This is a genomic window from Streptomyces sp. B5E4, from assembly GCF_039871555.1.
In the GTDB taxonomy this organism is placed as follows: domain Bacteria; phylum Actinomycetota; class Actinomycetes; order Streptomycetales; family Streptomycetaceae; genus Streptomyces.
The window spans coordinates 479419-505765 of sequence record NZ_JBDPMI010000001.1; the positions used below are offsets into that span (position 1 = coordinate 479419).

General features: G+C 75.0%; 22 protein-coding genes and 2 pseudogenes. 14 read left to right on the forward strand and 10 right to left on the reverse strand.

Annotation, left to right across the window (positions count from 1 at the left end; all coding sequences use genetic code 11):
- Positions 1-67 precede the first annotated feature (67 nt).
- A complete protein-coding gene (locus tag ABGA99_RS01955; protein ID WP_347582022.1) occupies positions 68-1066 on the reverse strand; it encodes a LacI family DNA-binding transcriptional regulator in 999 nt (332 codons plus the stop codon).
- Between the two features lie 139 nt (positions 1067-1205).
- Here ABGA99_RS01955 and ABGA99_RS01960 point away from each other — a divergent pair, with 139 nt between their 5' ends.
- From ABGA99_RS01960 to ABGA99_RS01970, 3 genes are read left to right on the forward strand one after another with little or no spacing between them, the layout of a single operon-like run.
- On the forward strand, positions 1206-1958 hold the full coding sequence (locus ABGA99_RS01960) for a sugar phosphate isomerase/epimerase (protein WP_347582023.1): 753 nt from the start codon (positions 1206-1208) through the stop codon (positions 1956-1958).
- Positions 1955-3064, forward strand: coding sequence for a Gfo/Idh/MocA family oxidoreductase (locus tag ABGA99_RS01965; protein ID WP_347582024.1), 1110 nt, complete (start codon positions 1955-1957; stop codon positions 3062-3064). The genes ABGA99_RS01960 and ABGA99_RS01965 overlap by 4 nt, the downstream gene beginning before the upstream one ends.
- Before the next feature lie 33 nt (positions 3065-3097).
- Positions 3098-5113, forward strand: coding sequence for an FAD-dependent oxidoreductase (locus ABGA99_RS01970; protein WP_347575990.1), 2016 nt, complete (start codon positions 3098-3100; stop codon positions 5111-5113).
- A gap of 33 nt (positions 5114-5146) precedes the next feature.
- Here the strand turns inward: ABGA99_RS01970 and ABGA99_RS01975 are convergent, their stop codons facing one another.
- Positions 5147-6085: a LysR family transcriptional regulator gene (locus tag ABGA99_RS01975; protein WP_347582025.1), complete on the reverse strand. Its 939-nt coding sequence runs from the start codon at positions 6083-6085 to the stop codon at positions 5147-5149.
- 24 nt (positions 6086-6109) lie between these two features.
- Positions 6110-6598, reverse strand: a complete 489-nt coding sequence (locus ABGA99_RS01980; RefSeq protein ID WP_347575988.1) for an Lrp/AsnC family transcriptional regulator — start codon at positions 6596-6598, stop codon at positions 6110-6112.
- 115 nt (positions 6599-6713) lie between these two features.
- On the opposite strand from ABGA99_RS01980, the gene ABGA99_RS01985 reads away from it, so the two are divergent.
- Complete coding sequence (locus ABGA99_RS01985) at positions 6714-7625, forward strand: EamA family transporter (protein WP_347575987.1); 912 nt, start codon at positions 6714-6716, stop codon at positions 7623-7625.
- A gap of 96 nt (positions 7626-7721) precedes the next feature.
- Here the strand turns inward: ABGA99_RS01985 and ABGA99_RS01990 are convergent, their stop codons facing one another.
- Both ABGA99_RS01990 and ABGA99_RS01995 read right to left on the reverse strand, forming a co-directional pair.
- Positions 7722-8504: a hypothetical protein gene (locus ABGA99_RS01990; protein ID WP_347575986.1), complete on the reverse strand. Its 783-nt coding sequence runs from the start codon at positions 8502-8504 to the stop codon at positions 7722-7724.
- A gap of 463 nt (positions 8505-8967) precedes the next feature.
- A complete protein-coding gene (locus ABGA99_RS01995) occupies positions 8968-10767 on the reverse strand; it encodes a PucR family transcriptional regulator ligand-binding domain-containing protein (RefSeq protein ID WP_347582026.1) in 1800 nt (599 codons plus the stop codon).
- A 274-nt stretch (positions 10768-11041) separates the two neighbouring features.
- Here ABGA99_RS01995 and ABGA99_RS02000 point away from each other — a divergent pair, with 274 nt between their 5' ends.
- The 5 genes and pseudogenes from ABGA99_RS02000 (at position 11042) to ABGA99_RS02020 (ending at position 16749) form a co-directional block, all read left to right on the forward strand.
- Positions 11042-11941 carry an FAD binding domain-containing protein gene (locus ABGA99_RS02000; protein WP_347582027.1) on the forward strand — a complete coding sequence of 300 codons (900 nt, stop codon included), beginning with the start codon at positions 11042-11044 and terminating at the stop codon, positions 11939-11941.
- A complete protein-coding gene (locus ABGA99_RS02005; protein WP_347575983.1) occupies positions 11941-12420 on the forward strand; it encodes a (2Fe-2S)-binding protein in 480 nt (159 codons plus the stop codon). Before ABGA99_RS02000 ends, ABGA99_RS02005 begins: the two co-directional genes overlap by 1 nt.
- Positions 12420-14810 (forward strand): xanthine dehydrogenase subunit D, encoded by a 2391-nt coding sequence (gene pucD / locus ABGA99_RS02010; protein ID WP_347582028.1) that lies wholly within the window; start codon positions 12420-12422, stop codon positions 14808-14810. Before ABGA99_RS02005 ends, pucD begins: the two co-directional genes overlap by 1 nt.
- Positions 14811-15186: 376 nt before the next feature.
- Positions 15187-15474: pseudogene (locus tag ABGA99_RS02015) on the forward strand (NCS2 family permease); the annotation flags it as partial.
- 30 nt (positions 15475-15504) lie between these two features.
- On the forward strand, positions 15505-16749 hold the full coding sequence (locus ABGA99_RS02020) for an XdhC/CoxI family protein (protein ID WP_347582029.1): 1245 nt from the start codon (positions 15505-15507) through the stop codon (positions 16747-16749).
- Here the strand turns inward: ABGA99_RS02020 and ABGA99_RS02025 are convergent.
- Positions 16719-17249 carry a methyltransferase domain-containing protein gene (locus ABGA99_RS02025; RefSeq protein WP_347582030.1) on the reverse strand — a complete coding sequence of 177 codons (531 nt, stop codon included), beginning with the start codon at positions 17247-17249 and terminating at the stop codon, positions 16719-16721. The two genes, ABGA99_RS02020 and ABGA99_RS02025, sit on opposite strands and share 31 nt — an antisense overlap.
- A gap of 22 nt (positions 17250-17271) precedes the next feature.
- A complete protein-coding gene (locus ABGA99_RS02030) occupies positions 17272-18327 on the reverse strand; it encodes an endonuclease/exonuclease/phosphatase family protein (RefSeq protein ID WP_347582031.1) in 1056 nt (351 codons plus the stop codon).
- A gap of 176 nt (positions 18328-18503) precedes the next feature.
- On the opposite strand from ABGA99_RS02030, the pseudogene ABGA99_RS02035 reads away from it, so the two are divergent.
- Positions 18504-19037 (forward strand): annotated as a pseudogene (locus ABGA99_RS02035) (crosslink repair DNA glycosylase YcaQ family protein); the annotation flags it as partial.
- On the opposite strand, the gene ABGA99_RS02040 reads toward ABGA99_RS02035, so the two are convergent.
- Together ABGA99_RS02040 and ABGA99_RS02045 are read right to left on the reverse strand one after the other, a co-directional pair.
- Positions 18949-19263, reverse strand: a complete 315-nt coding sequence (locus ABGA99_RS02040; RefSeq protein ID WP_347575978.1) for an SAV_915 family protein — start codon at positions 19261-19263, stop codon at positions 18949-18951. The pseudogene ABGA99_RS02035 and the gene ABGA99_RS02040 sit on opposite strands and share 89 nt — an antisense overlap.
- A gap of 243 nt (positions 19264-19506) precedes the next feature.
- Entirely contained in the window at positions 19507-20673 is a 1167-nt protein-coding gene (locus ABGA99_RS02045; protein ID WP_347575977.1) for a class I SAM-dependent methyltransferase, read from the reverse strand.
- 250 nt (positions 20674-20923) lie between these two features.
- Here ABGA99_RS02045 and ABGA99_RS02050 point away from each other — a divergent pair, with 250 nt between their 5' ends.
- Positions 20924-21274, forward strand: coding sequence for a VOC family protein (locus ABGA99_RS02050; protein ID WP_347575976.1), 351 nt, complete (start codon positions 20924-20926; stop codon positions 21272-21274).
- A gap of 22 nt (positions 21275-21296) precedes the next feature.
- Here the strand turns inward: ABGA99_RS02050 and ABGA99_RS02055 are convergent, their stop codons facing one another.
- Complete coding sequence (locus ABGA99_RS02055; protein ID WP_347582032.1) at positions 21297-22151, reverse strand: helix-turn-helix transcriptional regulator; 855 nt, start codon at positions 22149-22151, stop codon at positions 21297-21299.
- Positions 22152-22282: 131 nt separating this feature from the next.
- On the opposite strand from ABGA99_RS02055, the gene ABGA99_RS02060 reads away from it, so the two are divergent.
- From ABGA99_RS02060 to ABGA99_RS02070, 3 genes are read left to right on the forward strand one after another with little or no spacing between them, the layout of a single operon-like run.
- The gene (locus ABGA99_RS02060; protein WP_347582033.1) at positions 22283-23956 is read left to right on the forward strand and encodes an AMP-binding protein; all 1674 of its coding nucleotides are present in this window, start codon (positions 22283-22285) and stop codon (positions 23954-23956) included.
- Positions 23953-25569 carry an AMP-binding protein gene (locus ABGA99_RS02065; protein ID WP_347582034.1) on the forward strand — a complete coding sequence of 539 codons (1617 nt, stop codon included), beginning with the start codon at positions 23953-23955 and terminating at the stop codon, positions 25567-25569. The genes ABGA99_RS02060 and ABGA99_RS02065 overlap by 4 nt, the downstream gene beginning before the upstream one ends.
- A gap of 28 nt (positions 25570-25597) precedes the next feature.
- A complete protein-coding gene (locus tag ABGA99_RS02070) occupies positions 25598-26347 on the forward strand; it encodes an MBL fold metallo-hydrolase (RefSeq protein ID WP_347582035.1) in 750 nt (249 codons plus the stop codon).

Genomic DNA, 26347 nt, shown 5'->3' on the forward strand with positions numbered 1-26347 from the left:
CGCGGACGCAACGTCGGTGTGCGGCGCGCGTACGGAACGTATCCGGGGCGGGGTGTGTCCGGCCCGCTCAGCCGCCCGGCGGCGGGCCGGTGGACGCGCGGACCGTCAGCGCCGTGGCCAGCTCCACCTGCTCGGGCTGCGCCGCCCCGCCCTCGCCGTGCAGCCGGAGCATCCGGAACGCGGTGGCCGCCATCGCCTCCAGCGGCTGTACGACGGTGGTCAGCGGCGGCGCCGCCCACGCGGCGACCGGGGTGTCGTCGAAGCCGGTGACGCTCATGTCCGCCGGTGCCCGCAGCCCCCGTTCGGCCAGCGCCTGCAGCACGCCGAACGCCTGCCCGTCGTTCGCCGCGACCACCGCCGTGGGCGGCTCGGGCAGGTCGAGCAGCGCCAGCGCCCCGGCGCGGCCGTCGGGAGCGAAGAAGTCGGCGTTGCGGACGAGCGCTTCTTCGACCGGCAGCCCGGCCTCCAGCAGCGCCGCGCGGTAGCCGTCGAAGCGGGCGCGGGCGGACCAGATCGTCAGCGGCCCGGTGAGGGTGGCGATGCGGCGGTGGCCCAGCTCGATGAGGTGGCGGGTGGCGGCGAGGCCACCCTGCCAGTTCGTACAGCCCACGGAGCGTACGCCCGCGCCCGGTTCGGCCGGCGGGTCGATGGCGACCAGCGGGATGCGCTTGGCCGCCAGCCGCGCGCGGGTCTCCGGCGCCGGGACCTGGTGGACGAGCAGGACGCCGTCGCTGCCGCGCGCCATGATGCGCTCCAGGGTGTGCCGCAGGACCTCGTCGCTGTCGGGCACGCTGTCGATGACGATCCGGCAGTCGGCCTCGGCGCCGGCCTCGACCGCGCCGGTGACCAGCGCGTCGGCCCACGGGCTGTTGAGGCTGCCGATGACGAGGTCGACGACGCCGGCGCCGCGGGACGGCCGGTACCCGTGGTCGGCGAGCAGCCGGGCGATCCGCTCGCGGGTGGCGGGGGCGACGTCGGTGCGGGCGTGCAGGACCTTGGAGACGGTCGACACCGAGACGCCGGCGCGGGCGGCGATGTCGCTGAGGGTGGCCTGTTCGGGCGGCATGGGCGGAGTCCTTTTCGAAAACTCTGGCCAGCCTGACCGTCGACTTCCGACCCTGTCAAGGGTGTTGACGGGGGTGGACCCGGCTTCTAGCGTCAATTGGCGAGCGAAAAATTGTCGAAAACGATCGCCGGAGGAGACCATGAGCCCGTCCCTGGGCGTGCAGCTCTACACCGTTCGCGACGAGATCGCCGCCGACCGCCCCGGCACGTTCGCCGCGCTGGCCGGCTTCGGCTACCGCCAGGTCGAGTGCTACGACGTACTGACCGACCCCGAGGCGCTGCGCGCCGACCTGGACACGGCGGGCCTTGCGGCCGGCTCCGTCCACGCGCACCTGCTCGCCGGGTCCGAGCAGGCCGAGGCCGCCTTCCGGGGCGCGCGCACGGTCGGCGCCGACACCGTCTTCGTGCCGTATCTCCCGCCGGAGCGGTTCGCCGACGCCGACGGGGTACGGGCCGTGGCCGGCGAGCTGGCCGAGGCCGCGAAGCGCGCCGCCGGGCACGGCCTCGCGCTCGGCTACCACAACCACGACTTCGAGCTGTCGCAGCACGTCGGCGGCGTCCCCGCGCTGGAGGTGCTGGCCGACCTGCTCGCCGGGCTCGACGCACCGGTGCAGTTCGAGGTGGACACGTACTGGGCGGCGGTCGGCGGCCAGGACGTACCCGCGCTGCTCGGCCGCCTCGGTGGGCGCGTCACGCACCTGCACATCAAGGACGGGCCCGTCACCAAGGACGACCCGATGACCGCCGTCGGCGCCGGCCGGATGCCCGTCGAGGCCGTGCTCGCCGCGGGCGCGGGCGCCCGCCGGCACATCGTCGAACTCGACGCCTGCGCCACCGACATGCTCACCGCCGTCCGCGAGAGCTTCGACTGGCTGGAGGGGAAGCGCCGATGACCGCAGGAGAGCCCCTGGGCGTCGCCGTCGTCGGCTGCGGCACGATCAGCGACCAGTACCTGACGAACCTCACCGCCTTCCCCGACCTGCGCGTGCTGTTCTGCGCCGACCTCGACGCGGAGCGCGCCGCCGCGCAGTCCGCCGCCTACGGCGTACCGGCGCACGGCAGCACCGAGGACGCCCTCGCCCACCCCGGCGTCGAACTGGTCGTCAACCTCACCCTCCCCGCCGCCCACCACGACGTGGCCGCGGCGGCGATGGACGCCGGCAAGCACGTGTGGAACGAGAAGCCGCTGACCCTCGATCCCGCCTCCGGCGCCGAGTTGGTCACCCGGGCGGCCGGGGCCGGGGTGCGGCTCGGGTGCGCCCCGGACACGTTCCTCGGCGCCGGGCTGCAGACGGCGCGCCGGCTCGTCGACGACGGGGCGATAGGTGTGCCGCTGAGCGGTCTCGCGCTGTTGCAGACCCCGGGCCCGGAGTCGTGGCACCCCAGCCCGGAGTTCTACTTCCTGCGGGGCGGCGGGCCGCTGTTCGACATGGGCCCGTACTACCTGACCTGTCTGGCCACGCTCTTCGGCCCGGCCCGGCGGGTCGCGGCGGTGGCCAGCAGGGCGCGCGAGACCCGGGTGGTCGGCTCCGGGCCGAAGGCCGGCACAAAGTTCCCGGTGGAGGTGCCCACGCATGTCGCGGCCCTCCTCGACTACGCCGCGGGCCAGACCGCCTCGCTGGTGGTCAGCTTCGACTCCCCGCTGAACCGGCAGGGGTTCGTGGAGATCACCGGCACCGAGGCCACCCTCGCGCTGCCCGACCCCAACCGCTTCGACGGCTCCCTGCGGCTGCGCCCCACCGGCGCGGCGGAGTGGACGGAGATCGAGGCGGCGGGTGCGACCGCCGGGCGCGGCATGGGCGTGCTCGACATGGCCAGGGCGCTGGCCGCCGGCGAGCCGCACCGCGCCTCCGGCGAACTGGCGCAGCACGTGCTGGAGACCATGGCGGCGGTCGAGAAGTCCGCGCGGGACGGGGAGTTCGTGCCCGTCGCGGGCGCCGGCTTCGCCGTGCCCGCGGCGCTGCCCGCCGACTGGGATCCGGGCGTACGGATGCGTTGACGTCCCGTCGGGGCGCGGGCACACTCCGGAACCATGGCAGAGAAAGCGCTTTCTCGACGTGGTTTGCTGGCTGCGGGCGGCGCGGGTCTCGCGCTGCCCGCCCTGGGCTCGGTGGCGTACGCCGGGGGCCGCGGCCCCGTCCGGGCGGACCTGGTGGTCTACGGCGGCACCTCGGCCGGGGTGATCGCCGCCGTGCAGATGCGCCGGATGGGCGGCACCGCCGTGGTGCTGGAGCCCACCCGGCACATCGGCGGCCTCACCACCAGCGGCCTGGGTGCCACCGACACCGGCAACACCGCCGCCATCGGCGGACTGGCCCTGGAGTTCTACCGCCGGGTGTACGCCAAGTACCACGGCACCCCCGTCACCGACGACTCGCCGGCCCGCTACACCTTCGAACCGCACGTCGCCTCCGAGGTCTTCGCCGACCTGCTCGCCGAGCACGACGTGCCCGTCGTCCTCGACGCCCGGCTGCGCTCCGTCGACCGCCGCGGCGACCGCATCCGCCTGCTCGTCACCGACGACGGCCGCGCCTACGAGGGCGGGGTGTTCGTGGACGCGACGTACGAGGGCGACCTGATGGCCCGCGCCGGCGTCGACTTCACCACCGGACGCGAGGGCAACGCCGCGTACGACGAGACGCTCAACGGCGTCCAGCACCGCGACAAGCACCAGTTCGTCCATCCCGTCGACCCCTACGTCACCCCCGGCAGCCCCGCCAGCGGCCTGCTGCCCGGCGTCGCCGCCGACCCGCTCGCGCCCGACGGCACCGCCGACGAGGCGATCCAGGCGTACTGCTTCCGCATGTGCCTCACCCAGGCCGCCGACCGCACCCCCTTCCCCAGGCCCGCCGGCTACGACCCGATGCGCTACGAACTCCTCCTGCGCTACGTCCAGGCCGGCTGGCGCGGCCCGTTCTACACCACCCACCAGATGGGCGGCGGCAAGACCGACTCCAACAACAACGGCGCGTTCTCCACCGACAACATCGGCTTCAACTTCGGCTATCCGACCGGCACGTACGCCGAGCGCGCCCGCATCCACGCCGAACACGTCGACTACCAGCAGGGCCTGATGTGGTTCCTCGCCAACGACCCGCGGCTGCCGGAGTCCGTGCGCGCCCAGACCGCCGCCTGGGGCCTGCCGCGCGACGAGTTCACCGGCTCCGGCGGCTGGCCGCCGCTGCTCTACATCCGCGAGGCCCGCCGCATGGTCTCCGCGTACGTCATGACCGAGCACGACTGCCGCGGCGCGGTGCGCGCCGCGGACTCCGTCGGGCTCGCCTCGTACACGATGGACTCGCACAACTGCCGCCGCCTCGTCGTGAACGGCGTCGCGCGCAACGAGGGCGACGTGCAGGTCGGGGTGCGGGCGCCCTACGGGATCAGCTACCGCTCGCTGACGCCGAACCGCGCGCAGTGCACCAACCTGCTGGTGCCCGTCGCGCTGTCCGCGTCGCACATCGCGTACGGGTCGATCCGGATGGAGCCGGTCTTCATGATCCTCGCGCAGTCCGCGGCGACCGCCGCGCGGATGGCGCTCGACCGCGGCGGCGTGGTCCAGCAGGTGCCGGTCGCGGCCCTGCAGGCGCGGCTGCGCGCGGACGGGCAGTTCCTGGAGTGGCCGCCGAGCGAGCCCGGCGAGATCGTCGTGGACAACGTCTCCGCCACCGGCGTCACCTCGGCCGGCACCTGGCTGAGCAGCACGTCGACCTCCGGCTACTACGGCTCGGACTACGTCCACGACGACAACGCGGGCAAGGGGACGGCCTGGATGCGCTTCCGGCCGGAGCTGCCGGCGGCCGGCGAGTGGGACGTCGCCCTGTGGTGGACCGCGTACAGCAACCGGGCGACGAACGTGCCGGTGGACGTCGAGCACACCGGCGGCACGACGACGTACACCGTCGACCAGCGCTCGGGCGGCGGGAAGTGGACGGTGCTGGGACGGCACACGTTCGCGGCGGGGACGGCGGCGGGCGTGCGGATACGCAACGACGCCACCGACGGCTACGTCATCGCGGACGCGGTGCGCTTCACGCCCGCGGGCTAGGAGCGCCGCGGCTCCCGCCGCGCGCCGCCCCGGTCAGCGGGACCACGCCGGCGCCCACGTTCCGGCGGTGTCCCCGGCCGCGTGCCGCGCGCTGCGGGCGCCGACGTAGTCGCGCAGCAGGGCCAGCCCGGGGTGCGCGTTGTGGGTGTGCCAGTGCAGCAGGTGCGGGTAGACGGGGGTCGGGTCGAGCAGCGGGATGCGGCACAGGTCGTAGTCGACGGGCCAGACGAGCGGGGTCCGCTCGCTGAGGAAGGTGCCCACCGTGGCGGATCCGGCGATCGTGTCGAGCAGGCTCTCGACGCCGAAGTCGGGCCCCACCGCGTCGATGACGAAGCCGAACTCCGCGGCCATGTCCTCGTAGTACGCGGCCCACTCGGTGCCCGGTGCGTTGCCCGGCATCCAGATCCGGTGCCCGGCGAGCTGCGCGGGGCTGACGGAGCGGGCGCCGGCGAACTCGTGCGCCGGGCCGGTGACGAGCTGCACCGGCTCGTACATCACGAACCCGACGGCGATGCCGTCGGGCAGCTCCCGGCCGGGCGGCGGCAGGGTGCGGAAGGTCGCGTCGATCGCGCCGTCGCGTACCGCGTCCACGGCGGGGCCGCCGCCGTAGACCGTGACGACGTCCAGCTCCACGTCGGGGTGCGCGCGGTGGAAGTCGCGCAGCAGCCCGGCGGTGGCGACCCGGCGCCCGACCACGTCCACGCGCAGCGCCCGGCTCCCGGGCCGTACGGAGGCCGCCGCCCGCCCCGCGGCCTGGAGCAGGGTGCGGGCGTGGGGCAGGAACGCCTGGCCGTCGATGGTGAGCCTCGCGCCGCGCGCGGTGCGGGTGAACAGCCGCACCCCGAGGTTCTTCTCCAGCCCGGCGATGCGCTTGGAGACGGCCTGCTGGGTCAGCATCAGCTCGGCCGCCGCCTCCTGGAACTGGCCGGTGTCGGCGGCGGCGACGAAGGTGCGTACGGCATCGAGGTCCACGCCCGGCAACCCTAGCCGCAGCCGCTACGGCACCCGGCCCCGTGCCCCGCCGCCGGCCCCGCCGGCCTCGTCCGCGTACGCGCCGAGCCCCGGTGTCCGCGGCGGCACCGCCGTGGACTGGACGATCGAGGTCGTCGTCTGCCCGTGCAGCAGGAAGCGGTCGAGCACCTCCTCGAAGGTGTCGAGGTCCGTCGCGTGCACCTTGAGCAGGAAGCAGTCCTCGCCGGTGATCCGGTGGCACTCGCTGACCTGCGGCAGGCTCCGCGCCAGCGCCGCGATCCGCGGCAACTGCCCCGGCCCCGGCCGCACCCGGACGAACGCCGCGACCGGGTAGCCCAGGGCGGCCGGGTCGACATCCAGGCGGTACCCGCGGATCACCCCGGACTCCTCCAGGCGCCGCACCCGCTCGCGGGCGGTGGGCACGGAGACACCGGTGCGCCGGGCCAGCTCGGCCATGGACAGCCGGGGGTCGGCGTCGAGTTCGGTCAGGAGCGAGCGGTCGAGTGCGTCCATGGTTTCACCTTGGCACGGCCGGCGCCCGTTTCGTACCCCGGAACTTCAAGCGATCCGCCGCCGGGCTTTCCGGTTCGCCATGGCCCGCGGGGTCCCGCGTTGCGACGATTCCTCCGTGGCCGACTCCCTGCCCCGCAGCCCCGCCGCCGCCTCCGGCGGCCGCCTTGCCCTGGCCGCCGAGCGGGTGCCGCCGCCGGCGTTCCTCGTCTCCTCCGCGGTCTTCCACTACCTCGGCCCGGCGTGCGCCGTCCTGCTCTTCGCCCGCCTCGACGTCCTCGGCGTCGCCTGGCTGCGGATCGCCTCGGCGGCGCTGGTCTTCGCCGTCTGGCGGCGGCCGTGGCGCGACTGGCGGGCCGCGACGCCGTACCAGCGGTGGCTGCTGGTGGCGATGGGCGCCGTGCTCGCCACCATGAACTGCACGTTCTACCTGGCCCTGGAGCGGCTGCCGCTGGGGACCGTCGGGGCGGTGGAGTTCCTGGGGCCGGTGGTGCTGGCCGCGGCGGGCGTACGGACCCGGCGGAACGTCGCCGCGCTGGCGCTCGTCCTCGCGGGCGTCGCGCTGCTGACCGACGTCCACCTGGTCGCGGAACCGCTCGGGCTGGCGCTGGCGTTCGGCAACTGCGCGCTGTTCGTGCTCTACGTCGTCCTCGGCCACCGGCTCGCGGCGGACGGCGGCGCGTCGGGGGTGGGGCGGCTCGGCGCCGCGATGCTGGTGGCGGCGGTGGTCGCGGCGCCCGCGGGGCTCGTGGAGGGCGCGGCGGTGGTGACGTCGCCGGTGCTGCTGGCGGCGGCGTTCGGGGTGGGGGTGTGCTCGTCGGTGATCCCGTACGTGTGCGACCAGCTCGCCATGGCGCGGGTGCCGCGGGCGACGTTCGCGCTGATGCTGTCGCTGCTGCCGGCGACGGCGGCCCTCATGGGCGTGGCCGTCCTCGGTCAGGTGCCGGGGGCGGCGGAGGCGGCGGGCATCGCGCTGGTCGTCGCGGGCGTCGCGGTGCACCGCGAACGGGATTCGGCCGCGGATGCGTAGCCGCGGGTACGGGCGGCGAAGACGGCCGGAAAACGACTGTCCCCACGGTCGCACACCCGCGCCGGCCCGCCCCCCGCCGGGATCCCGCGTGCCGCGTCAGTCCTCCGCCGGCGCCACCCGCCGCGGCTCCTCGCCCAACTGCTCCGCCAGCCACGACGGCACCCCGTCCAGCAAGCGCACCAGTCGCGTCGCCTCCGCCCGCAGCCGGCCCGCCTCCGGCTCCGACTCCACGTCCGCCAGCGCCATCAGCGCCGGCGCCGTACCGATCAGATAGCCCACCTCCTCGCGCAGCCGCAGCGACTCGCGGAAGCCGTGCCGGGCCTCCGCGAGGTCGCCGGCGTCGGCCGCGAGCGAGGCCAGATGGCGCCAGGTGAACGAGCACAGCAGCAGGTCGCCCTGCTCCACCGCGCCCGCGTGGGCGCGGCGGAACGCCGCCAGCGCCGCGGTCGCGTTCTTCGTCAGGTGCTGGGCGACGAGACCGCGCCGGAAGTCCAGCATGGGCCGGTACGGCGACGTCGGCGTCAGCAGCGCGGCGGCACGGCCGAGCGCCGCGCGGGCCTCGTCGGAGCGGTCGCGCTCCTGGAACAGCGTCGAAGCGTACGCGAGATAGCCCCGCTCGCACGCCGTGACCCCGCGGTTCTCCCCGTCGATCGACAGCGCCTCCGCGTTGCGCACCGCGTCCTCGGCGCGCTCCCAGCCGGCGGCCGTGAACATGCACTGCTCCACGAGCAGCGCCGCGCGCTGTCGCGCCGCCTCGGCGTCGGTCCCGGCGGTGTCGTCGAGGAGCGCCGCGGCGTCGTCCCAGCAGCCGCGCGAACGCAGCCGCCAGATCGCCCGCTCCAGCGGATCCTCCGACATCGCCGATTCCGACCGTGCCATGGCGGTATCCGCCACTTTTGCCTCCCCAACGCGCCGTCGAGCCAAGGAACAACGCAGCCCAGTGTGAGTCGAATCTCAGCACGAAGTCTGCCCTGGGCCAAGGGCTTGCGTGAACGACTTCACAAGATCTTGGCCAACGGATTGCCCGGGGCACGGGAGCGACGCGCGAAGGTGCCGCGCAGACGGCGGCGTTCAGCGCCTGGAGCCGCGGCACGTGCCGGGCCGGTGCCTCGTGGCCCGCGGCGCAGACGCTGCCCGGCCGGGCAGCGGCGGCGCGGAGCGCGTGCCGGGCCTCCTCCAGGGCGGCCGGCAGTCCCTCCGGGGAGCGCGCGGCGGCGCCGACGCCGAGGCGGCGGTCGTCGGCGAGCGCGGACCGGCGGCTCCCGTACGGCGGCGGGCAAGGCCGGCGCGCGCAGCCGGCCCGGTCCCCGCCGTGTGGAAAGGTGCCGCGCGAACGCGGCGTTCAGCGCATCCGCAGCGCGAGGAAGAAGTCGAGCTTGTCCTCCAGCCGCGCCAGGTCCCGGCCGGTGAGCTGCTCGATCCGGCCCACCCGGTAGCGCAGCGTGTTGACGTGCAGGTGGAGGCGGGCCGCGCAGCGGGTCCAGGAGCCGTCGCAGTCGAGGAACGCCTCCAGGGTCGTCACCAGCTCGGCCCGGTGGCGGTGGTCGTACGCGCGCAGCGGGTCCAGCAGCCGGGCGGTGAACGCGCGGCGTACGTCGTCCGGGACGAAGGGCAGCAGCAGCACGTGCGAGGCCAGCTCCTCATGGCCCGCGGCGCATACGCTGCCCGGCCGGGCGGCGGCGACCCGGCGCGCGTGCCGGGCCTCCTCCAGGGCGCCGCGCAGCCCCTCCGGGGAGTGCACCGCGGCGCTGACGCCGAGGGTGAGCCGGCCGTCGTCGGCGAGCGCGCGGGCCAGCGGCTCCCGGACGGCGGCGAGCAGTGCCGAGGCGCGCAGCCCGGTGGCGCCGGTCTCCGCCCCCGGACCGCCGGAGTGCCCCCGGCCGGGTCCGGCGCTCTCGGCGGCGCCCTTGCGGGCCCGGTCGCCCGCCGTGCCGGAGTCCGCGGTGCCCGGCTCCGGCGCCCCGTCCGCCCCCGTCCGCGCCGGGAGGGCCGGCAGCGGCACGAGCGCCACCGCCTCGTCGCCGGTGTGCGCCACGGCGATCCGGTCGGCCGGGTCCCGGTCCGCGCCCGCGAGCATCTCCTCCAGCATCGCCTGCGCCACCGGCCCGCCCGCGATCCCCGGCTGCCCGTACGGGACCTCCCACTCGACCCGGGCCACCACCACCTGCCACTGCGGCGCCGCCCCGGTCCCCGGCAGCAGCACCGGCACCGCCACCCGCAGCCGGGCGGCGATCTCCCCGGGCTGCGCCCCGGCCTGCACCAGCTCCAGCACCTCCTGCGCCAGCCGCCGCCGCACCGACCGGGCGGCGTCGCGCCGCTCCCGCTCCACGGCGATCAACTGCGTGACGCCGTGCACCAGGTCCAGCCGCTCCGGGGGCCACTCCCCGGCGTCGGCCTCCACCGCCAGCAGCCAGTCGGACAGCACCGTCTCGCGCAGGTCCCGGCCGCCGCCGACGGGGAAGAGCGAGTACGTCACGCCCCCGCCCGCCGCCGGCAGCGTCACCCGGTGCGGCCCCGGACGGCCACCGCGCAGCGCGCCCAGGTGCTCGCCGGCAAGTTGCGCCCGCAACTGCGCCGGCAGCCGCCCCCCGGCCGCCCCGGCCGCGGTGCCGGCGATCTGCCGGCCGGTGGGGGAGAGCACCCACGCGTGCAGGTCCAGATCGGAGCCCAGCAGGTCGAGCACCACGTCGGGGCCGCCGCCCGCGGGTCCGGACGACATCAGCCTGCGGTGCCGCTCGACGACGGCCGCCAGATCGCCGGCCCGCTCGCCGGAGACCTGCCGGACGACGTGCTCGGTGATGGTGGCGAACGCGACGTCCTCGTCCACCGCGAAGAGCGGCAGCCGGTGCCGCGCGCAGGCGCGCACCAGGTCCTCCGGCACCCCCGCGCCCGACAGCTCCGCCTCGCCCGCCGCGAGCCCGGCGACGCCGGCCGCGGCCAGGATCCGTACGAAGGGCTCCGAGTCCTGCGGCCCGTGCCGCCAGGCGAGCCCGGTGAGGACCAGCTCGCCGCCCGACAGATAGCGGCTCGGGTCCGTCAGGTCGGTGGTCATCACACCCCGCACCGTGCGGTCCAGCTCGTCCGTGCCGCCGAGGAGCCGCAGGCCCAGCGCCTCGGAGTCCAGCAGTGCCCGCAGCCTCATGCGCGTTCCCTTGCTGTCGGTCGTGCGTCGGCCCGCCCGCCCGTGCGCGTAGGCCGCCGGGCGGTCGTCGTGGGATGTCCCGCAGGGGGATGTCCCACAGGGAGAAGGATGCCCCGGCCTTCGTTCGAATCTACAAGAACCGGGTTCTGGCCTGCCCCTTGCTTCATGTTTTCCGTGACTGCACCCGGACGGCGGCGTTTCTGTGTACTTGGGCCACGTTCCGTCAACAGCTCAAGCACGCACCCGCACTTTCGAGGGAAAGCCGAGAGGATCCATGGACTTCCTGCGCCCCGCCGGCTGGGCGGAAGCGCTCGCCGCCAAGGCCGAGCACCCCGAGGCCGTACCGATCGCGGGCGGCACGGACCTCATGGTCGAGATCAACTTCGACCACCGCCGCCCGGAGTACCTGCTCGACCTCAACCGCATCGGCGAGTTGCAGGAGTGGGAGACGGGCGAGCGGAGCGTGCGGCTGGGGGCCTCCGTGCCGTACGCGCGGATCGTGGCGGAGCTGGGCGGGGCGCTGCCGGGTCTGGCGCGGGCGGCGCACACCGTGGCGTCCCCGCAGATCCGCAACCGCGGCGGCGTCGGCGGCAACCTCGGCACCGCCTCCCCGGCCGGTGACGCGCACCCGGCGCTGCTGGCCGCGGGCGCCGAGGTCGAGGTGGAGTCCGTACGCGGCAGCAGGCGGATCCCCGTCGAGGAGTTCTTCACCGGCGTCAAGCGCAACGCGCTCGCGCCGGACGAGCTGATCAAGTGGGTGCACGTCAAGAAGGCCACGGGCCCGCAGGAGTTCTCCAAGGTCGGCACCCGCAACGCCATGGTGATCGCCGTGTGCGCCTTCGGCATCGCGCTGCACCCCGACACCCGCACGGTCCGTACCGGCATCGGCTCGGCCGCGCCGACGCCCGTGCGCGCCACCGCCGCCGAGGAGTTCCTGAACGCGGCGCTGGCCGAGGGCGGCCACTGGGACAGCGGCAGGACCCTGCCCCCGGCGCTCGCCCGGCAGTTCGCCGAGCTGGCGGCGGGCGCCTGCAACCCCATCGACGACGTGCGCGGCAGCGCGCGCTACCGCCGGCACGCGGTCGGCGTCATGGCCCGCCGCACGCTCGGCTGGACCTGGGAGTCGTACCGCCGGGGCACGGCAGGACCCACACGAGGGGAAGGAGCCGCGTGATGCGGGTGACGTTCACCGTCAACGGCCGCGAACAGCAGGCCGACGACGTCTGGGAGGGCGAGAGCCTGTTGTACGTGCTGCGCGAGCGGATGGGCCTGCCAGGCTCGAAGAACGCCTGCGAGCAGGGGGAGTGCGGCTCGTGCACGGTACGTCTCGACGGCGTGCCGGTGTGCGCCTGCCTGGTGGCCGCCGGGCAGGCCGAGGGCCGCGAGGTCGTCACGGTCGAGGGGCTCGCCCGCGACGGGCTCTCCGCGATCCAGCAGGCGTTCGTCGACGCCGGCGCCGTGCAGTGCGGCTTCTGCACCCCGGGGCTGCTGGTCGCCGCGGACGATCTGCTGGAGCGCTGCCCCTGGCCGATGGCGCCGTCGGACGCCGACATCCGCGAGGGCCTGTCGGGCAACCTGTGCCGCTGCACCGGCTACGAGAAGATCCTCGACGCGGTCCGGCTCGCCGCCGCCCGCCGGGGCGAGGGGGCCTGATGTCCGACGTCACCCGCATCCCGGCCGGCCTCACCCGGGGTTCGCAGACCGCCGGCGGCATCGGCGAGTCCGAGCTGCGCCCGGACGGCACGCTGAAGGTCACCGGGGAGTTCGCGTACTCCTCCGACCTGTGGCACGAGGACATGATCTGGGGCCACACGCTGCGCTCCCCGTACGCCCACGCCGAGATCCTCGCCGTCGACACCTCCGCCGCCCTCGCCCAGGCCGGGGTCTACGCCGTGCTCACGTACGACGACCTGCCCGCGGAGCAGAAGAACTACGGTCTGGAGATCGCCGACACCCCCGCGCTCGCCGCCGGCCGGGTGCGCCACCACGGCGAGCCGGTGGCGCTGGTCGCCGCCGACCACCCCGAGACCGCCCGCCGGGCCGCGGCGAAGATCCGCATCGAGTGGCGGGAGTTGCCGCTCGTCACCGACGAGGAGTCCGCGCTCGCCCCCGGCGCGCCGGTGCTGCACCCCGACCGCACCGACGACCACGCGCGGCACGTACCGCACCCGAACGTCGTCCACCGCCAGCCGATCGTGCGCGGCGACGCCGCCGCGGCGGCCCGCCGGGCCGACCACATCGTCACCGGCGAGTACGAGTTCGGCATGCAGGACCAGGCGTTCCTGGGCCCGGAATCCGGCCTCGCGGTGCCCGCGGAGGACGGCGGCGTCGACCTGTACGTCGCCACCCAGTGGCTGCACGCCGACCGACGGCAGATCGCGCCGGTGCTCGGGCTGCCGGAGGAGAAGGTGCGCATGACGCTCTCCGGCGTCGGCGGCGCCTTCGGCGGGCGCGAGGACCTGTCGATGCAGATCCACGCCTGCCTGCTGGCGCTGCGCACCGGCAAGCCCGTCAAGATGGTCTACGACCGCTTCGAGTCCTTCTTCGGCCATGTGCACCGCCACCCGGCCAGGATCCGCTACGAGCACGGCGTCACCGCGGACGGCCGGATCACCCACGCCCGCTGCCGCATCGTCCTCGACGGCGGCGCGTACGCCTCCTCCACCCCGGCCGTCGTCGGCAACGCGGCGTCGCTGTCCATGGGCCCGTACGTCGTCGAGGACGTCGAGATCGAGGCGGTCGGGCTCTACACCAACAACCCGCCCTGCGGCGCGATGCGCGGCTTCGGCGCCGTCCAGGCGTGCTTCGGATACGAGGCGCAGATGGACCGGCTGGCCGCGGCGGTCGGCATGGACCCGGTGGCGTTCCGGCAGCTGAACGCCATGTCGCAGGGCTCGCGGCTGCCGACCGGGCAGCAGGTCGACTCCCCGGCGCCGGTGGCGGAGATCCTGCGCCGCGTGCAGGCCCGGCCGCTGCCGCCGGAGCGGCAGTGGGAGAGCGCGGACGGCGCCGCGGACGTACGGGCGCTGCCCGGCGGGCTGTCCAACACCACGCACGGCGAGGGGGTCGTCCGCGGCGTCGGCTACGCGGTCGGCATCAAGAACGTCGGCTTCTCCGAGGGCTTCGACGACTTCTCCACCGCCCGGGTGCGGCTGGAGGCCGTCGGTGGCGAGCCCGTGGTCACCGTGCACACCGCGGCGGCCGAGGTCGGCCAGGGCGGCATCACCGTGCAGGCGCAGATCGCCCGCACCGAACTGGGCGTCGCCCACGTGGTCATCGCCCCGGCCGACACCGGGGTCGGCTCCGCCGGCTCCACCTCCGCCTCCCGGCAGACGTACATGACGGGCGGTGCGGTAAGGAACGCCTGCGCGGCGGTGCGCGAGCAGGTGCTCGCCCTCGGCCGGCGCAAGCTCGGCACGTACCACCCCGCGTGGGCGACGGCCGAACTGCTGCTGGAGGGCGGCAAGGTCGTCACGGACGGCGGCGAGGTCCTCGCCGATCTGGCCGACGTGCTCGACGGCGAGCCGCCCGTCGACGTCGAACTGCCCTTCCGGCACCGGCCCACCGAGCCGTTCGACATCGAGACCGGCCAGGGCTTCGGCCACGTCCAGTACTCCTTCGCCGCGCACCGCGCGGTCGTCGAGGTCGACACCGAACTCGGCCTGGTCAAGGTCGTCGAGCTGGCCTGCGCCCAGGACGTCGGCAAGGCCCTCAACCCGCTGTCGGTCGTCGGGCAGATCCAGGGCGGCACGACGCAGGGCCTGGGCGTGGCGGTGATGGAGGAGATCGTGATCGACCCGGCGACCGCGCGGGTGCGGAACCCCTCGTTCACCGACTATCTGATCCCGACCATCCTCGACACCCCGGCCATCCCCGTCGACGTACTCGAACTGGCCGACCCGCACGCGCCGTACGGCCTGAGGGGTGTGGGCGAGGCGTCCACGCTCTCGGCCACCCCGGCGGTGCTCGCCGCCATCCGCCAGGCCACCGGCCTGGCCCTGACCAAGGCTCCCGTACGGCCGGAGCACCTCACCGGCACCTGAAACGGCACCCAACGCACCATCCGTTCCTCTTCGCCTCGGGCCGTCCCCCGGGTCGTGCAGCTCCACCGATCCCACATCCCGCAACCGCGGGCTGCCCCTGTGAACCCTGGGGGAACGCATGACCCACTCCTCCGTCGACCGGCGCGCGCCAGCGCCGGCCGGGCGACCCGGCACCGCCGCATCCGGCCGCACCTCGTGGCCCGACCGCTACTTCGGGATATCCCGGCGCGGCTCCACGGTCGCGCGCGAGGTGCGCGGCGGGCTCACCACTTTCATGGCGATGGCCTACATCCTGCTGCTCAACCCGCTGATCCTGGGAGGCGAGGACGCCGCGGGCCATGTGCTCGCCCCGTCCGGCCTGATCACCGCCACCGCGCTGGCCGCCGCGGCGCTGGTCGTCATCGGCGCCATGAGGACGGCGAACGCGCGGCACGTGGACTGGGCCGACCGGGGCGTGGCCGTGCCGGTGTTCCTGACGGTCGTGCTGATGCCGTTCACGTGCTCCATCACGGCGGGGGTGGCCGCCGGCGTCATCTCGTACACGGCGATCAGGGCCGCCCAGGGGAAGTGGCGCGAGCCGGGCGTCTTCATGTGGGTCCTGACCGCCGTGTTCGTCGTCTTCTTCGCGCTTCATCCGATCGAGCAGTGGATGGGTGTCAAATAGGACCAGCGGCCTTGTGAGGAGCTGATCAGGATGCTGGACATCGCTGCCGACCTCGCCCGGTGGTGCGCGGAGGGCCGCCCCTTCGCCGTCGCCACCGTCGTGGGCACCAGCGGCTCCGCGCCGCGCGGCCCGGGCGCCGCGCTGGCCGTGGACGCCGAGGGCACGGCGGTCGGCAGCGTGTCCGGCGGCTGCGTCGAGGGCGCGGTGTACGAGCTGTGCCGGGAGGTCCTGGAGACCGGCGAGGCGGTGCTGGAGACCTTCGGCTACTCCGACGACGACGCCTTCGCGGTCGGGCTCACCTGCGGCGGGGAGATCGACATCCTCGTCACGCCGGTCACGGCCGGCGGCGTGCTCCGTACGGCGCTGACCGCCGCCGCGGGCGGCGGGGCCGCGGCGGTCGCGCGGATCGTCGGCGGCCCGGTGGCCCTCCTCGGGCAGGCGCTGCTGGTACACCCCGACGGCACGTACGAGGGCCGCTTCGCGGGCCCGCTCGCCGACCTGCCCGCGTGGGACGGCACCGCGCTGGAGCGCACCGCCGCCGCCGAGGCCGCCGCGCTGCTCGACGCGGGGCGCACGGACACGGTGTCGGTCGGCGCGGCGGGGGCGCGCTGCGGGGAGCCGGTGACGCTGCTGGTGGAGGTGAGCGTGCCGGCACCGCGGATGGTGGTCTTCGGCGCGATCGACTTCGCGCACGCGCTGGTCCGCATCGGCAAGTTCCTCGGGTACCACGTCACTCTCTGCGACGCCCGCCCCGTCTTCGCCACGGCCCGCCGCTTCCCCGAGGCGGACGAGGTGGCGGTGCGCTGGCCGCACGAGTACCTGGCGGACGCGCTGGCCGCGGGGGAGCTGGACGGGCGCACGGTGCTGTGCGTGCTCACGCACGACCCCAGGTTCGACGTGCCGCTGCTGACGGCCGCGCTGCGGCTGCCCGTGGCGTACGTCGGCGCGATGGGCTCGCGTCGTACGCACCTGGACCGCAACCGGCGGCTGCGCGAGGCGGGCGTCACCGACCCCGAACTCGCCCGCCTGCACTCGCCGATCGGCCTCGACCTCGGCGCCCGCTCGCCGGAGGAGGTCGCGGTCTCCATCGCCGGGGAGATCGTCGCGGCCCGCCGGGGCGGCACCGGGCTGCCGCTGACCGGCGCGCACACGCCGATCCACCGGGAGCGGGGGCGGCGGGCCGGAGCGTCGCATGAAGCCGGCGGGCCGGGTGCGGTCGGCCGGGTGAGGCCGGCCGGGCAGGATCAGCCGGGCGGGGTCAGGGCCGTGACGTAGCCGCTCTCGACGGCCTCGTCCTGCGCGTCGGCGGTCACCGCGAGCCCGCCCGCGGTCAGCGTCCGCGCGGCCTGTGCGGCGACCTCCCGATGGGCCGCGGGGCTCCACGAGGGCAACCGGAAGAACACGAAGAGCCGCCCGCCGGGGCGCAGCAGCCCGGCTACCGCGCGGGCGGCGGCGGGGTCGGTCCACAGCAGCCGTACGTTGAACGCGTACGCGAGGTCGAAGGGCCGCCCGGCGGCGAGGTCCGCGGCGGGGAAGACGCCGGTCCTGAACTCCGCGAGCCCGGCGGCGACGTGGGCGGCGTTCCGCCGAACGGCCGCGGCGGTCATCTTCGCGGACCGGTCCAGGCCGACGAACCGCTGCGTCGCCTCCCGCGGTCCGGCGGCCGGCTCCGCGCAGACGTGCGACGCGGTCACCCCGTGCCCGCAGCCGATCTCCAGCACCCTGTCGCCGGGCCGTACGGACAGCGTCTGCGCGGCCCACTCGTGACGGTCCATGCGGGCCAGTATCGGCCACGGCTCAGCGCAACTGCAGCCCCACGAGCACCGCGCGGTGGTCGGTGCCGGCCAGCTCGGGGAACTCGATGTCCGCGGGGCTCAGCCGGTCGCTCACCAGGACGTGGTCGATCTGGGCGCCGAAGAGGGGCGTCGTCGACGCCGGCCAGGTGGGGGTGCGGGAACGGCCGAGCAGCATGGCGCTGTCCCGCAGGCCGGTGTCCAGGATGTCGCGGAACGCCTCGTGGTCCTGCGAGGAGTTGAAGTCGCCGCCGAAGACGGTGGGCACCTCTCCGCGCGCCGCGGCGGCGTCCCGCAGGTACCCCAGCTCGGCGCGCCAGGCGTCCATGGACCCGGGAGTCGGCGGCATCGGGTGAACGACCTGCAGCCGCACCCGCTCGCCCGCGACGCGCGCGGTGGCCGCGGGCATCGACAGCGTGCCGCGCACGCCGGGCTCCTCGGTCAGCGGGTACCTGCTGAGGATCGCGGAGCCCTCGGCGGGATCGCCGGCGTCGATGACGCGGTACGGGTACGCGGCCCGCAGCGCCGGACCGCGCAGGGCCTCGACGCAGCGGCTGTCGCACTCCTGGACCAGGGCGATGTCCGGCTCGTACGCGCGCAGCGCCGTGCGCAGGGCCGGCGTGGCGTCGCCGAACTTGAGGTTGGCGGAGAGCAGCCGGAACTCGGCCCTGGGCGGAGAGGACGGGGGATCGGCGGCGGACTCGTAGGGCCGTACGAACCAGCCGGTGGCGGCGACCACGACGAGCGCCCACACGACGCCGGCCCGGTTGCGGGCGAGCGCCATCAGCAGCAGCCCCGCACCCCCGGGCACGAGCAGCCAGGGCAGAAAGGCGGCAAGCTGCGGCAGGGGAGTCACGCCGTCGCCGCCGACGGCCCGGAACGCGAGAACGCAGGAGACGGCACACAAGGGCAGCCCTCCGGCGACGGCCGCGGCGAGCCGAAGGCGCCGGGAGGAGCGCCCGGCGGTTTCCCCGGCGTTCCGCGGGCGAGCGGACTCCGCGCCTGCCACCTGCCCGGCCCCGCCCCCGGCGCTCTCGCGCTGTCCGTCGAGCGTCCCCACCGTCTCCCCTGTCGTCGGCTGCGCCCCGATCCTCCCTCAGCCGCGCCCGCGTCCCGCACCGACCTCCCGCTCCGGCCGGGGCTGCGGACGGAAACCGGCCGCAAGGGTCCCTGGCATGGCCGGTATGACGACGAGCGGGCCCGCCACCCTCTCCACCCCCCGCCTCAACCGCGCCCTTGCGGCGCGAGTGGCCGGCCCACGAACCGCTTGCGGTGAAGGTCGCCGCGCGCATCCGGGTTCCGCTGGTCCAGGCGCCGCCGCGCGGGCTGTGGGGGAGGGGCGGGCAGGTCACGCACGCCACCGTCCGGTCCTGGCTGGGCGCCGAGCCCGACCCGGACCCGGACGTCGGACGGCTCGTGCTGCGCTCTCTCGCCGCCTTCGGGCCCGCGTCCTACGGGACGTGCAGACGTGGTGCGGAGTGACGCGGCTTCGTCCGCGGGCTGTGGCGGGTGACGCAGGACGACGGCGCGGCGACGATACACCTGGAGACGTTCGCCCCGCTGACGCGCGGTGAGCGGCCGGAGGCCGAGGCGGAGGCGGCGGGGGTGCTGGAGATGCTGGCACCCGGCAGCCGTCAGGAGTTGCGGGACCGCAAAAGCGCGCGGGTAGCCCCCCGGCCCGTCAGTGGGTCGCCGGCCTCTTCGGCGTCGGGGAGGCCGGCGGCGTGGGGCGCTGCCGGGGCCGCGGCTCGTCCTGCCGCGGCGGGGTGAAGTGGGCGTACGGGCGGCGGGCGGTGAGCAGGGGGTCGACGGTGATCCGGTCGGCGCCCAGCGGCGCGGTCAGCGCGCGTAGCGCCGGCTCGCCGAGGCGTACCCACTTCTGCTCCGGGCCCAGCGCGCGCACCAGCGCGGCCTGGCTCGTGAACGCCACCGCGGTGCGCGTGCCCAGCGGCGTACGGAACATCCGCAGCCGCATCCCGCCCTTTCCGTCCTCCACGGGAACGTACAAGTGAGGCCGGCGGCGGGGAGCGAGGGCGTGTCCGGAGGTGTCCACAGTATGACCGTACGGGGCCCTGCCCCGGCTGGCACCTGTGTTCCGCGATGCGAGACCACCCCACGGGAACCTCCCGGAACAACCACCGGTCAGAGGCGTCGAGACGGCGGTGCAGTGGGAGGCGCCCTGTCCACATGCCGGACTACTTCCGCGCGCGGCGACCCGTTCGCGCCCCGCCGCGCCCCCTCACTCCGCCGCCGTCAGCCGCCACAGCGACGTCACCTCCGCCGCCCGCGCCGCGTGCAGCGGGTCCGACGTGTCCGTCGCCCGGCGGTGCCGCGGGCGGGTGTCATGGCGGGCCGCCACCCGCAGGCCCGCCGCCTCGATCGCCGCCGGCAGCTCCCCGCGGCCGCGCAGCCCCAGGTGCACGGCCAGGTCGGACAGCACGAGCCAGCCCTCACCGCCCGGCTCCAGATGCGCCGCGAGGCCGGCGAGGAAGCCGTGGAGCATGCCGCCGCCCGGGTCGTAGACGGCGTGCTCCAGCGCGGAGGTCGGCTTGGCGGGCAGCCACGGCGGGTTGCAGACGACCAGCGGCGCGCGCCCCGGCGGGAACAGGTTCTCCTCCACGACCTCGACCTGCTCGGCCAGGCCCAGCCGGTCGACGTTGTCGCGGGCGCAGGCCAGCGCGCGCGGATCCGTGTCGGTGGCGACGACCCGTTCCACCCCGCGGCGCGCCAGCACCGCCGCGAGCACCCCGGTCCCGGTGCCCACGTCGAACGCCAGGGACTTCGCCGGCAGCGGGGCCTCGGCGACGAGGTCGACGTACTCGCCGCGCACCGGCGAGAAGACTCCGTAGTGCGGGTGCACCCGGGCGCCCAGCGCCGGTATGTCCACGCCTTTGCGGTGCCACTCGTGGGCCCCCACCGCGCCGAGCAGTTCGCGCAGCGCCACCGCGCCGGGCTCGGTCACGGGGCCGTACGCCCCGGCCACCGCCCCGCTCACGTCGGGTGCCCGGCGCAGCGGCACGGCCGCGCCCCGCGGCCCGGGTTCGAGGGGGACGAGCAGCATGCCGAGCACCCGCGCCCGGTGGCCCTGGGCCTGCCGGTGCCGGTGGAAGGCGTCCGCCGGGCCGGTCTCCCGGCCGCCCGCCGGTGCGGCCGGGCGCCGGCCGCGGCGGGCGGAGCGGCGGTCGATACGGCGGCCCAGCGCGGCGAGGAGCTGACGCCCGCCGTGATAGTCGCCCTGCCACAGGACGGCCGTGCCCTCGCACACCAGCCGGTACGCGATGTCCGCGCACATCCGGTCGTCCGCGGGCACCACGCGCCGCGGCGGCGGGGTGCCGCCGGCGGCGTACCAGCGGGCGGTCTGCGCGCGCCCGTCCGCGATCCAGCTCAGGTTGGGGTGTTCGGCCACGGGTCCATTTTCCCGCCTGGCCGCCGCGGCGTCGCCCTCGGGGAGGCACGTGCTGCCATGCGCCCCTGACGCATGCGCGCCGCCGTCCTCCGCACGGCCATGCGCGGCATGCCCGGAGGTGTGCGCCCCCGACGCCCGTCCGGCGCCCCCGACCGCCCGCCGGACGCCCCCCCGGGGCGCACGGGCCGCACGCGCGGTCCCACTGCCCGGCCCGGCGGCGCTGTCACAGCCGGCGGGTAGCCTCCGCGGCATGAGCATCAGGCGGGTCGTGCCCGACATCAAGTCCGAGTCCTTCGAGGCCAGCCGCACGTTCTACGAGCGGCTGGGCTTCGAGGAGGTGATGAACCTGGGGTGGGTGATGGCGCTCGCCGCGCCCGGCAACCCCACCGCACAGTTGATCTTCATGGAGCGGGACGCCTCCGCGCCCGTCGACCCCGACATGAGCATCGAGGTCGCGGACGTCGACGCGGCGCACGAGGCGATGCGCGCCGCGGGCGCCGAGATCGTGCACCCGCTCACCGATGAGGAGTGGGGCGTGCGGCGGTTCTTCGTCCGCGACCCCGACGGCAAGGTGGTGAACGTCGTCGCGCACCAGGGGTGACCCGCCCCGCAGACCCTGGGGGCTACGGCAGCAGCCCCGCCCGGCGGGCGGCGGTGACCGCCTCCAGCCGGGTGTGCGCCCCGAGCTTGCGCATCGCCGAGCGCAGGTAGCTCTTCACCGTCTCCGGCCGCAGCCCCAGCCGTTCGCCGGCCGCCGCGTTCGTCGCGCCCGTCGCGACGCACGCCAGCACGTCCAGCTCCCGCGGCGCCAGCACCGTCCGCTCGGGGTCCGCGCCGGCGGCCGGGGCGATCGTGACGGCCGCCGAGGCCAGCCGGTCGCAGAGCGCCAGCAGCTCCGCGCGCAGCGCCTCGTCGGCTATACGCGGCGCCAGCGTGCGCAGGTCACGGTGCGCGGTGCGGACGTTCTCCCAGGCCGCCGGGTCCGCCGCCCGCTGCGCGGTGGGCGTCGCGACGGCGAGCAGCCGGCGGGCCTCGTCGCGGACGGCGAGGGTCTGCTCCAGGTGGCGCGCCGTCTCCACCGCCGCGGTCAGCGACCGGTCGCCCAGCGGCAGCGAGTCGCGCAGCGCGCCGTAGAGCACGGCCCGCACCCGGCCGCGTACGACGACGGGCACCGCCAGCACCGAGCGCAGGCCCTCGGCGCCCACCGGGCCGTCGTACTCGTGGCTGATGGCGCGGGACGAGGTGTAGTCGGTGACCGCACAGGGCCGGGAGAAGGCGATGGCCTTGCCGCCGAGCCCGTTGCCCGTGGCCACCCCGAGTCCCTGCAGCGACAGCGTCACCGTGCCGCTCAGCTCGCTGATCCGCAGCTTGCGGCCGCCGTCCGTGAGCAGCCCGCCGAAGGCGACGGGCACGCCGCCGAACCGGCGCAGCCGGGCCAGCGCGCCGCGCACCTCCGCTGCGTCCGCGGTCTCCGGCATGTCGCTCGCTCCCTGGTGCTGATGGGGGATCGCCGGCGTGGCCGGCGGCAGGGCACCCCCGTATGGGGGTAGTGAGGCGTAGGTCACTCGCAGCACGATGCTAGCGAGCCGCCGCCGTACGAGGAGGACATGTGACGGCATCGAATCCGACCGAGGACTTCCGGTCCGCGCGGGACTTTCTGCTGGAGCGCAGGGAGGACTACGCCGCTGCCCGCGCGGGCTTCTCCTGGCCCAGGCCGGAGCGCTTCAACTGGGCACTCGACTGGTTCGACGCCATCGCCGAGGGCAACGAGCGCACGGCCCTCCACATCGTGGAGGAAGACGGCCGCGAGACCCGGTTGAGTTTCGCCCGGATGAGTGAGCGGTCGAACCGGGTGGCGAACTGGCTGCGTGCCCAGGGGGTGCGGGCCGGCGACCGTATCGTCGTCATGCTCGGCAACCAGGCCGAGTTGTGGGAGGCCGCGCTCGCCGCGATGAAGCTGCGCGCCGTCGTCATCCCCGCCACGCCCCTCCTCGGCCCGGCCGACCTCGCCGACCGCATCGGGCGCGGCCGGGCCGCCCACGTGCTCGTACGGGCCGCCGACGAGGCCAAGTTCGCCGAGGTGCCCGGGGACTACACCCGCATCTCGGTCGGCGGCAGCGGGGCGGGCTGGCTGCCGTACGAGGACGCGTACGAGGCCTCCGCGAGCTTCACGCCCGACGGGCCCACGGCCGCCGGCGACACCCTGATGCTCTACTTCACCTCCGGCACCACCGCGCTCCCCAAACTCGTCGAGCACACCCATGTCTCGTACCCCGTCGGCCACCTGGCGACGATGTACTGGATCGGCATCCGCCCCGGCGACGTCCACCTGAACATCTCCTCACCCGGCTGGGCCAAGCACGCCTGGTCCAATCTCTTCGCGCCCTGGAACGCGGAGGCGACGGTCTTCCTGTACAACTACACGCGCTTCGACGCCGGGGCGCTGCTGGCCGCCATGGACCGCGGCGGCGTGACAACTTTCTGCGCCCCGCCCACCGTCTGGCGGATGCTCGTCCAGTCCGATCTGAGCGGGCTCGCCACCCCGCCGCGTGAGGCCGTCGCCGCAGGTGAACCCCTCAACCCGGAGGTCATCGAGGCCGTCAGACGGGCCTGGAGGCTGACCATCCGCGACGGTTTCGGCCAGACCGAGACCGCGGTGCAGATCGCCAATTCCCCCGGGCAGCCCGTCAAGCTGGGTTCCATGGGCCGTCCCACTCCCGGATACGACGTCGTGCTCCTGGACCCCGTCAGCGGCAAGCCCGCCGACGAGGGCGAGATCTGCCTCGACCTGACCGCGCGCCCCGTGGGCCTGATGACCGGCTACGAGGGCGACGCGGCCCGCACCGCCGAGGCCATGGCCGACGGCTACTACCGCACCGGTGACATCGGCGCCCGTGACGCCGAGGGCTACATCACGTACATCGGGCGCAGCGACGACGTCTTCAAGGCGAGCGACTACAAGATCAGCCCCTTCGAGCTGGAGAGCGCGCTGCTGGAGCACGAGGCGGTCGCCGAGGCCGCCGTCGTGCCCGCGCCCGACCCGCTGCGGCTCGCCGTGCCCAAGGCGTACGTCGTGCTGGCCGCCGGCTGGGAGCCGGGCGCGGCCGCGGCGGAGGCGATCTTCGCGCACTCGCGCGCCGTGCTCGCCCCGTACAAGCGCATCCGGCGGCTGGAGTTCGCCGACCTGCCCAAGACCGTCTCCGGCAAGATCCGCCGCGTGCAACTGCGCGCGGCGACCGCCGCCGGATCCGCCGACGAGTACCGCGAGGAGGACCACACATGACCGCAGAGCCGTCCTACACCGGCGGCACCGGCACCACCGCCCTGCTGGGCGACACCATCGGTGCCAACCTGGACCGCGCCATCGCCGCCCACCCCGACCGCGAGGCCCTGGTGGACGTGGCCTCCGGGCGCCGCTGGACCTACGCGGAGTTCGGCGCCGCCGTCGACGAGGTGGCGCGCGGGCTGCTCGCCCGCGGCGTCGCCAAGGGCGAGCGCGTCGGCGTCTGGGCGGTCAACTGCCCGGAGTGGGTGCTCGTGCAGTACGCCTCGGCCCGTATCGGCGCCGTCATGGTCACCATCAACCCCGCCTACCGGGTGCACGAGCTGGAGTACGTCCTCAACCAGGCCGGCATCTCCCTGCTGGTCGCCTCGCTGGAGCACAAGTCCAGCGACTACCGGCGGATGGTCGAGCAGGTGCGCGGCAGTTGCCCCGCCCTGCGCAACGTCTTCTACATCGGCCACGCCGGCTGGGGCCGGCTGATCGAGGCCGGCCGCACGGTGCCCCCGGAGCGGGTCCGTGAGCGCGAGGCGCTGCTGTCCTGCGACGACCCGGTCAACATCCAGTACACCTCCGGTACCACCGGCTTCGCCAAGGGCGCGACCCTGTCGCACCACAGCATCCTCAACAACGGCTTCTTCGTCGGCGAGACCCTGGGCTACACCGAGCAGGACCGGGTCTGCATCCCCGTCCCGTACTACCACTGCTTCGGCATGGTCATGGGCAACCTCGCGGCCACCAGCCACGGCGCCTGCATCGTCATCCCCGGCCCCTCCTTCGACCCCGCCGCCACCCTCGCGGCCGTCGAACAGGAGCGCTGCACCTCGCTGTACGGGGTGCCCACCATGTTCGTCGCCGAGCTGGCCCTGCCCGACTTCGCCCTGTACGACCTGACGTCGCTGCGCACCGGGATCATGGCCGGCTCGCCGTGCCCCGTCGAGGTGATGAAGCGGGTGGTCAACGAGATGCACATGGCGGAGGTGACCATCTGCTACGGCATGACCGAGACCTCCCCCGTCGCCACCCAGACCCGGCGCGAGGACGACCTGGAGCGCCGTACCGCCACCGTCGGCCGCGTCCTGCCGCACATCGAGGTCAAGGTCGTCGACCCGGTCACCGGCGTCACCATGCCCCGCGGCACCACCGGTGAGCTGTGCACCCGCGGCTACAGCGTCATGCAGGGCTACTGGGAGCAGCCCGAGCGCACCGCCGAGGTCATCGACGCCGGCCGCTGGATGCACACCGGCGACCTGGCGCGGATGCGCGAGGACGGCTGCGTGGAGATCGTCGGCCGGATCAAGGACATGATCATAAGGGGCGGCGAGAACGTCTACCCGCGCGAGATCGAGGAGTTCCTGCACACCCATCCCAAGATCGCCGACGTGCAGGTGGTGGGCGTGCCGGACGAGACGTACGGCGAGGAGATCCTCGCCTGCGTGGTCCTCAGCGATCCGCGGCACGCGCTCTCCAGGCGCGAGCTGGCCCACTACTGCGAGAACCGGCTCGCGCACTACAAGATCCCGCGGCATCTGCGGATCATGGAGGAGTTCCCGATGACGGTCAGCGGGAAGGTGCGGAAGGTCGAGCTGCGGGAGCAGTTCAGTGCTGCGGAATAGGGGCGGCCCGCGGGTACTTGGCACTGCCATGACGATCTTGCACTACGTCGGCGGCCCCACCGCGCTGCTCCAGCTCGGCGGGATCCGGCTGCTGACCGATCCGACGTTCGACCCGCCCGGCGAGTACCCGGTCGGCGGGCGGCGGCTGGTGAAGACCGCGGGCCCGGCGCTCGCGCCGGCCGACCTCGGCCCGGTCGACGCGGTGCTGCTCTCGCACGACCAGCACCCCGACAACCTCGACCGGGCCGGGCGCGAGTGCGCCGCCGCCGCGCCGCTGGTGCTCTCCACGGCGTCGGCGGCGGAGCGGCTGCGCGGGCCGGTGCGGGCGCTGCCGGCGTGGGAGTCGTACGCCGTCGGTCCGGTCCGCGTCACCGCCGTGCCCGCGCTGCACGGCCCGCCCGGCACCGAGCATCTGACCGGCGAGGTCACCGGGTTCGTGCTCACCGGCGAGGGGCTGCCCACGGTCTACGTCAGCGGCGACAACGCCTCGCTCGACGTGGTCCGTACGATAGCCGCGCGGCTCGGTCCCGTGGACATCGCCGTGCTCTTCGCCGGAGCCGCGCAGACCCCGCTGCTCGGCGCCGCGCACCTCACGCTGACCAGCGAGCACGCCGCCGCCGCGGCCGCCGTGCTCGGGGCGCACGACGTGGTGCCGCTGCACTTCGAGCACTGGGGGCACTTCACGCAGGGCGCCGACTCGCTGGTCACCGCCTTCGAGGCGGCGGGGCTCGGACACCGGCTGCGGCTGCCGCGGCCGGGGGAGGCGGTGGAGCTGTAG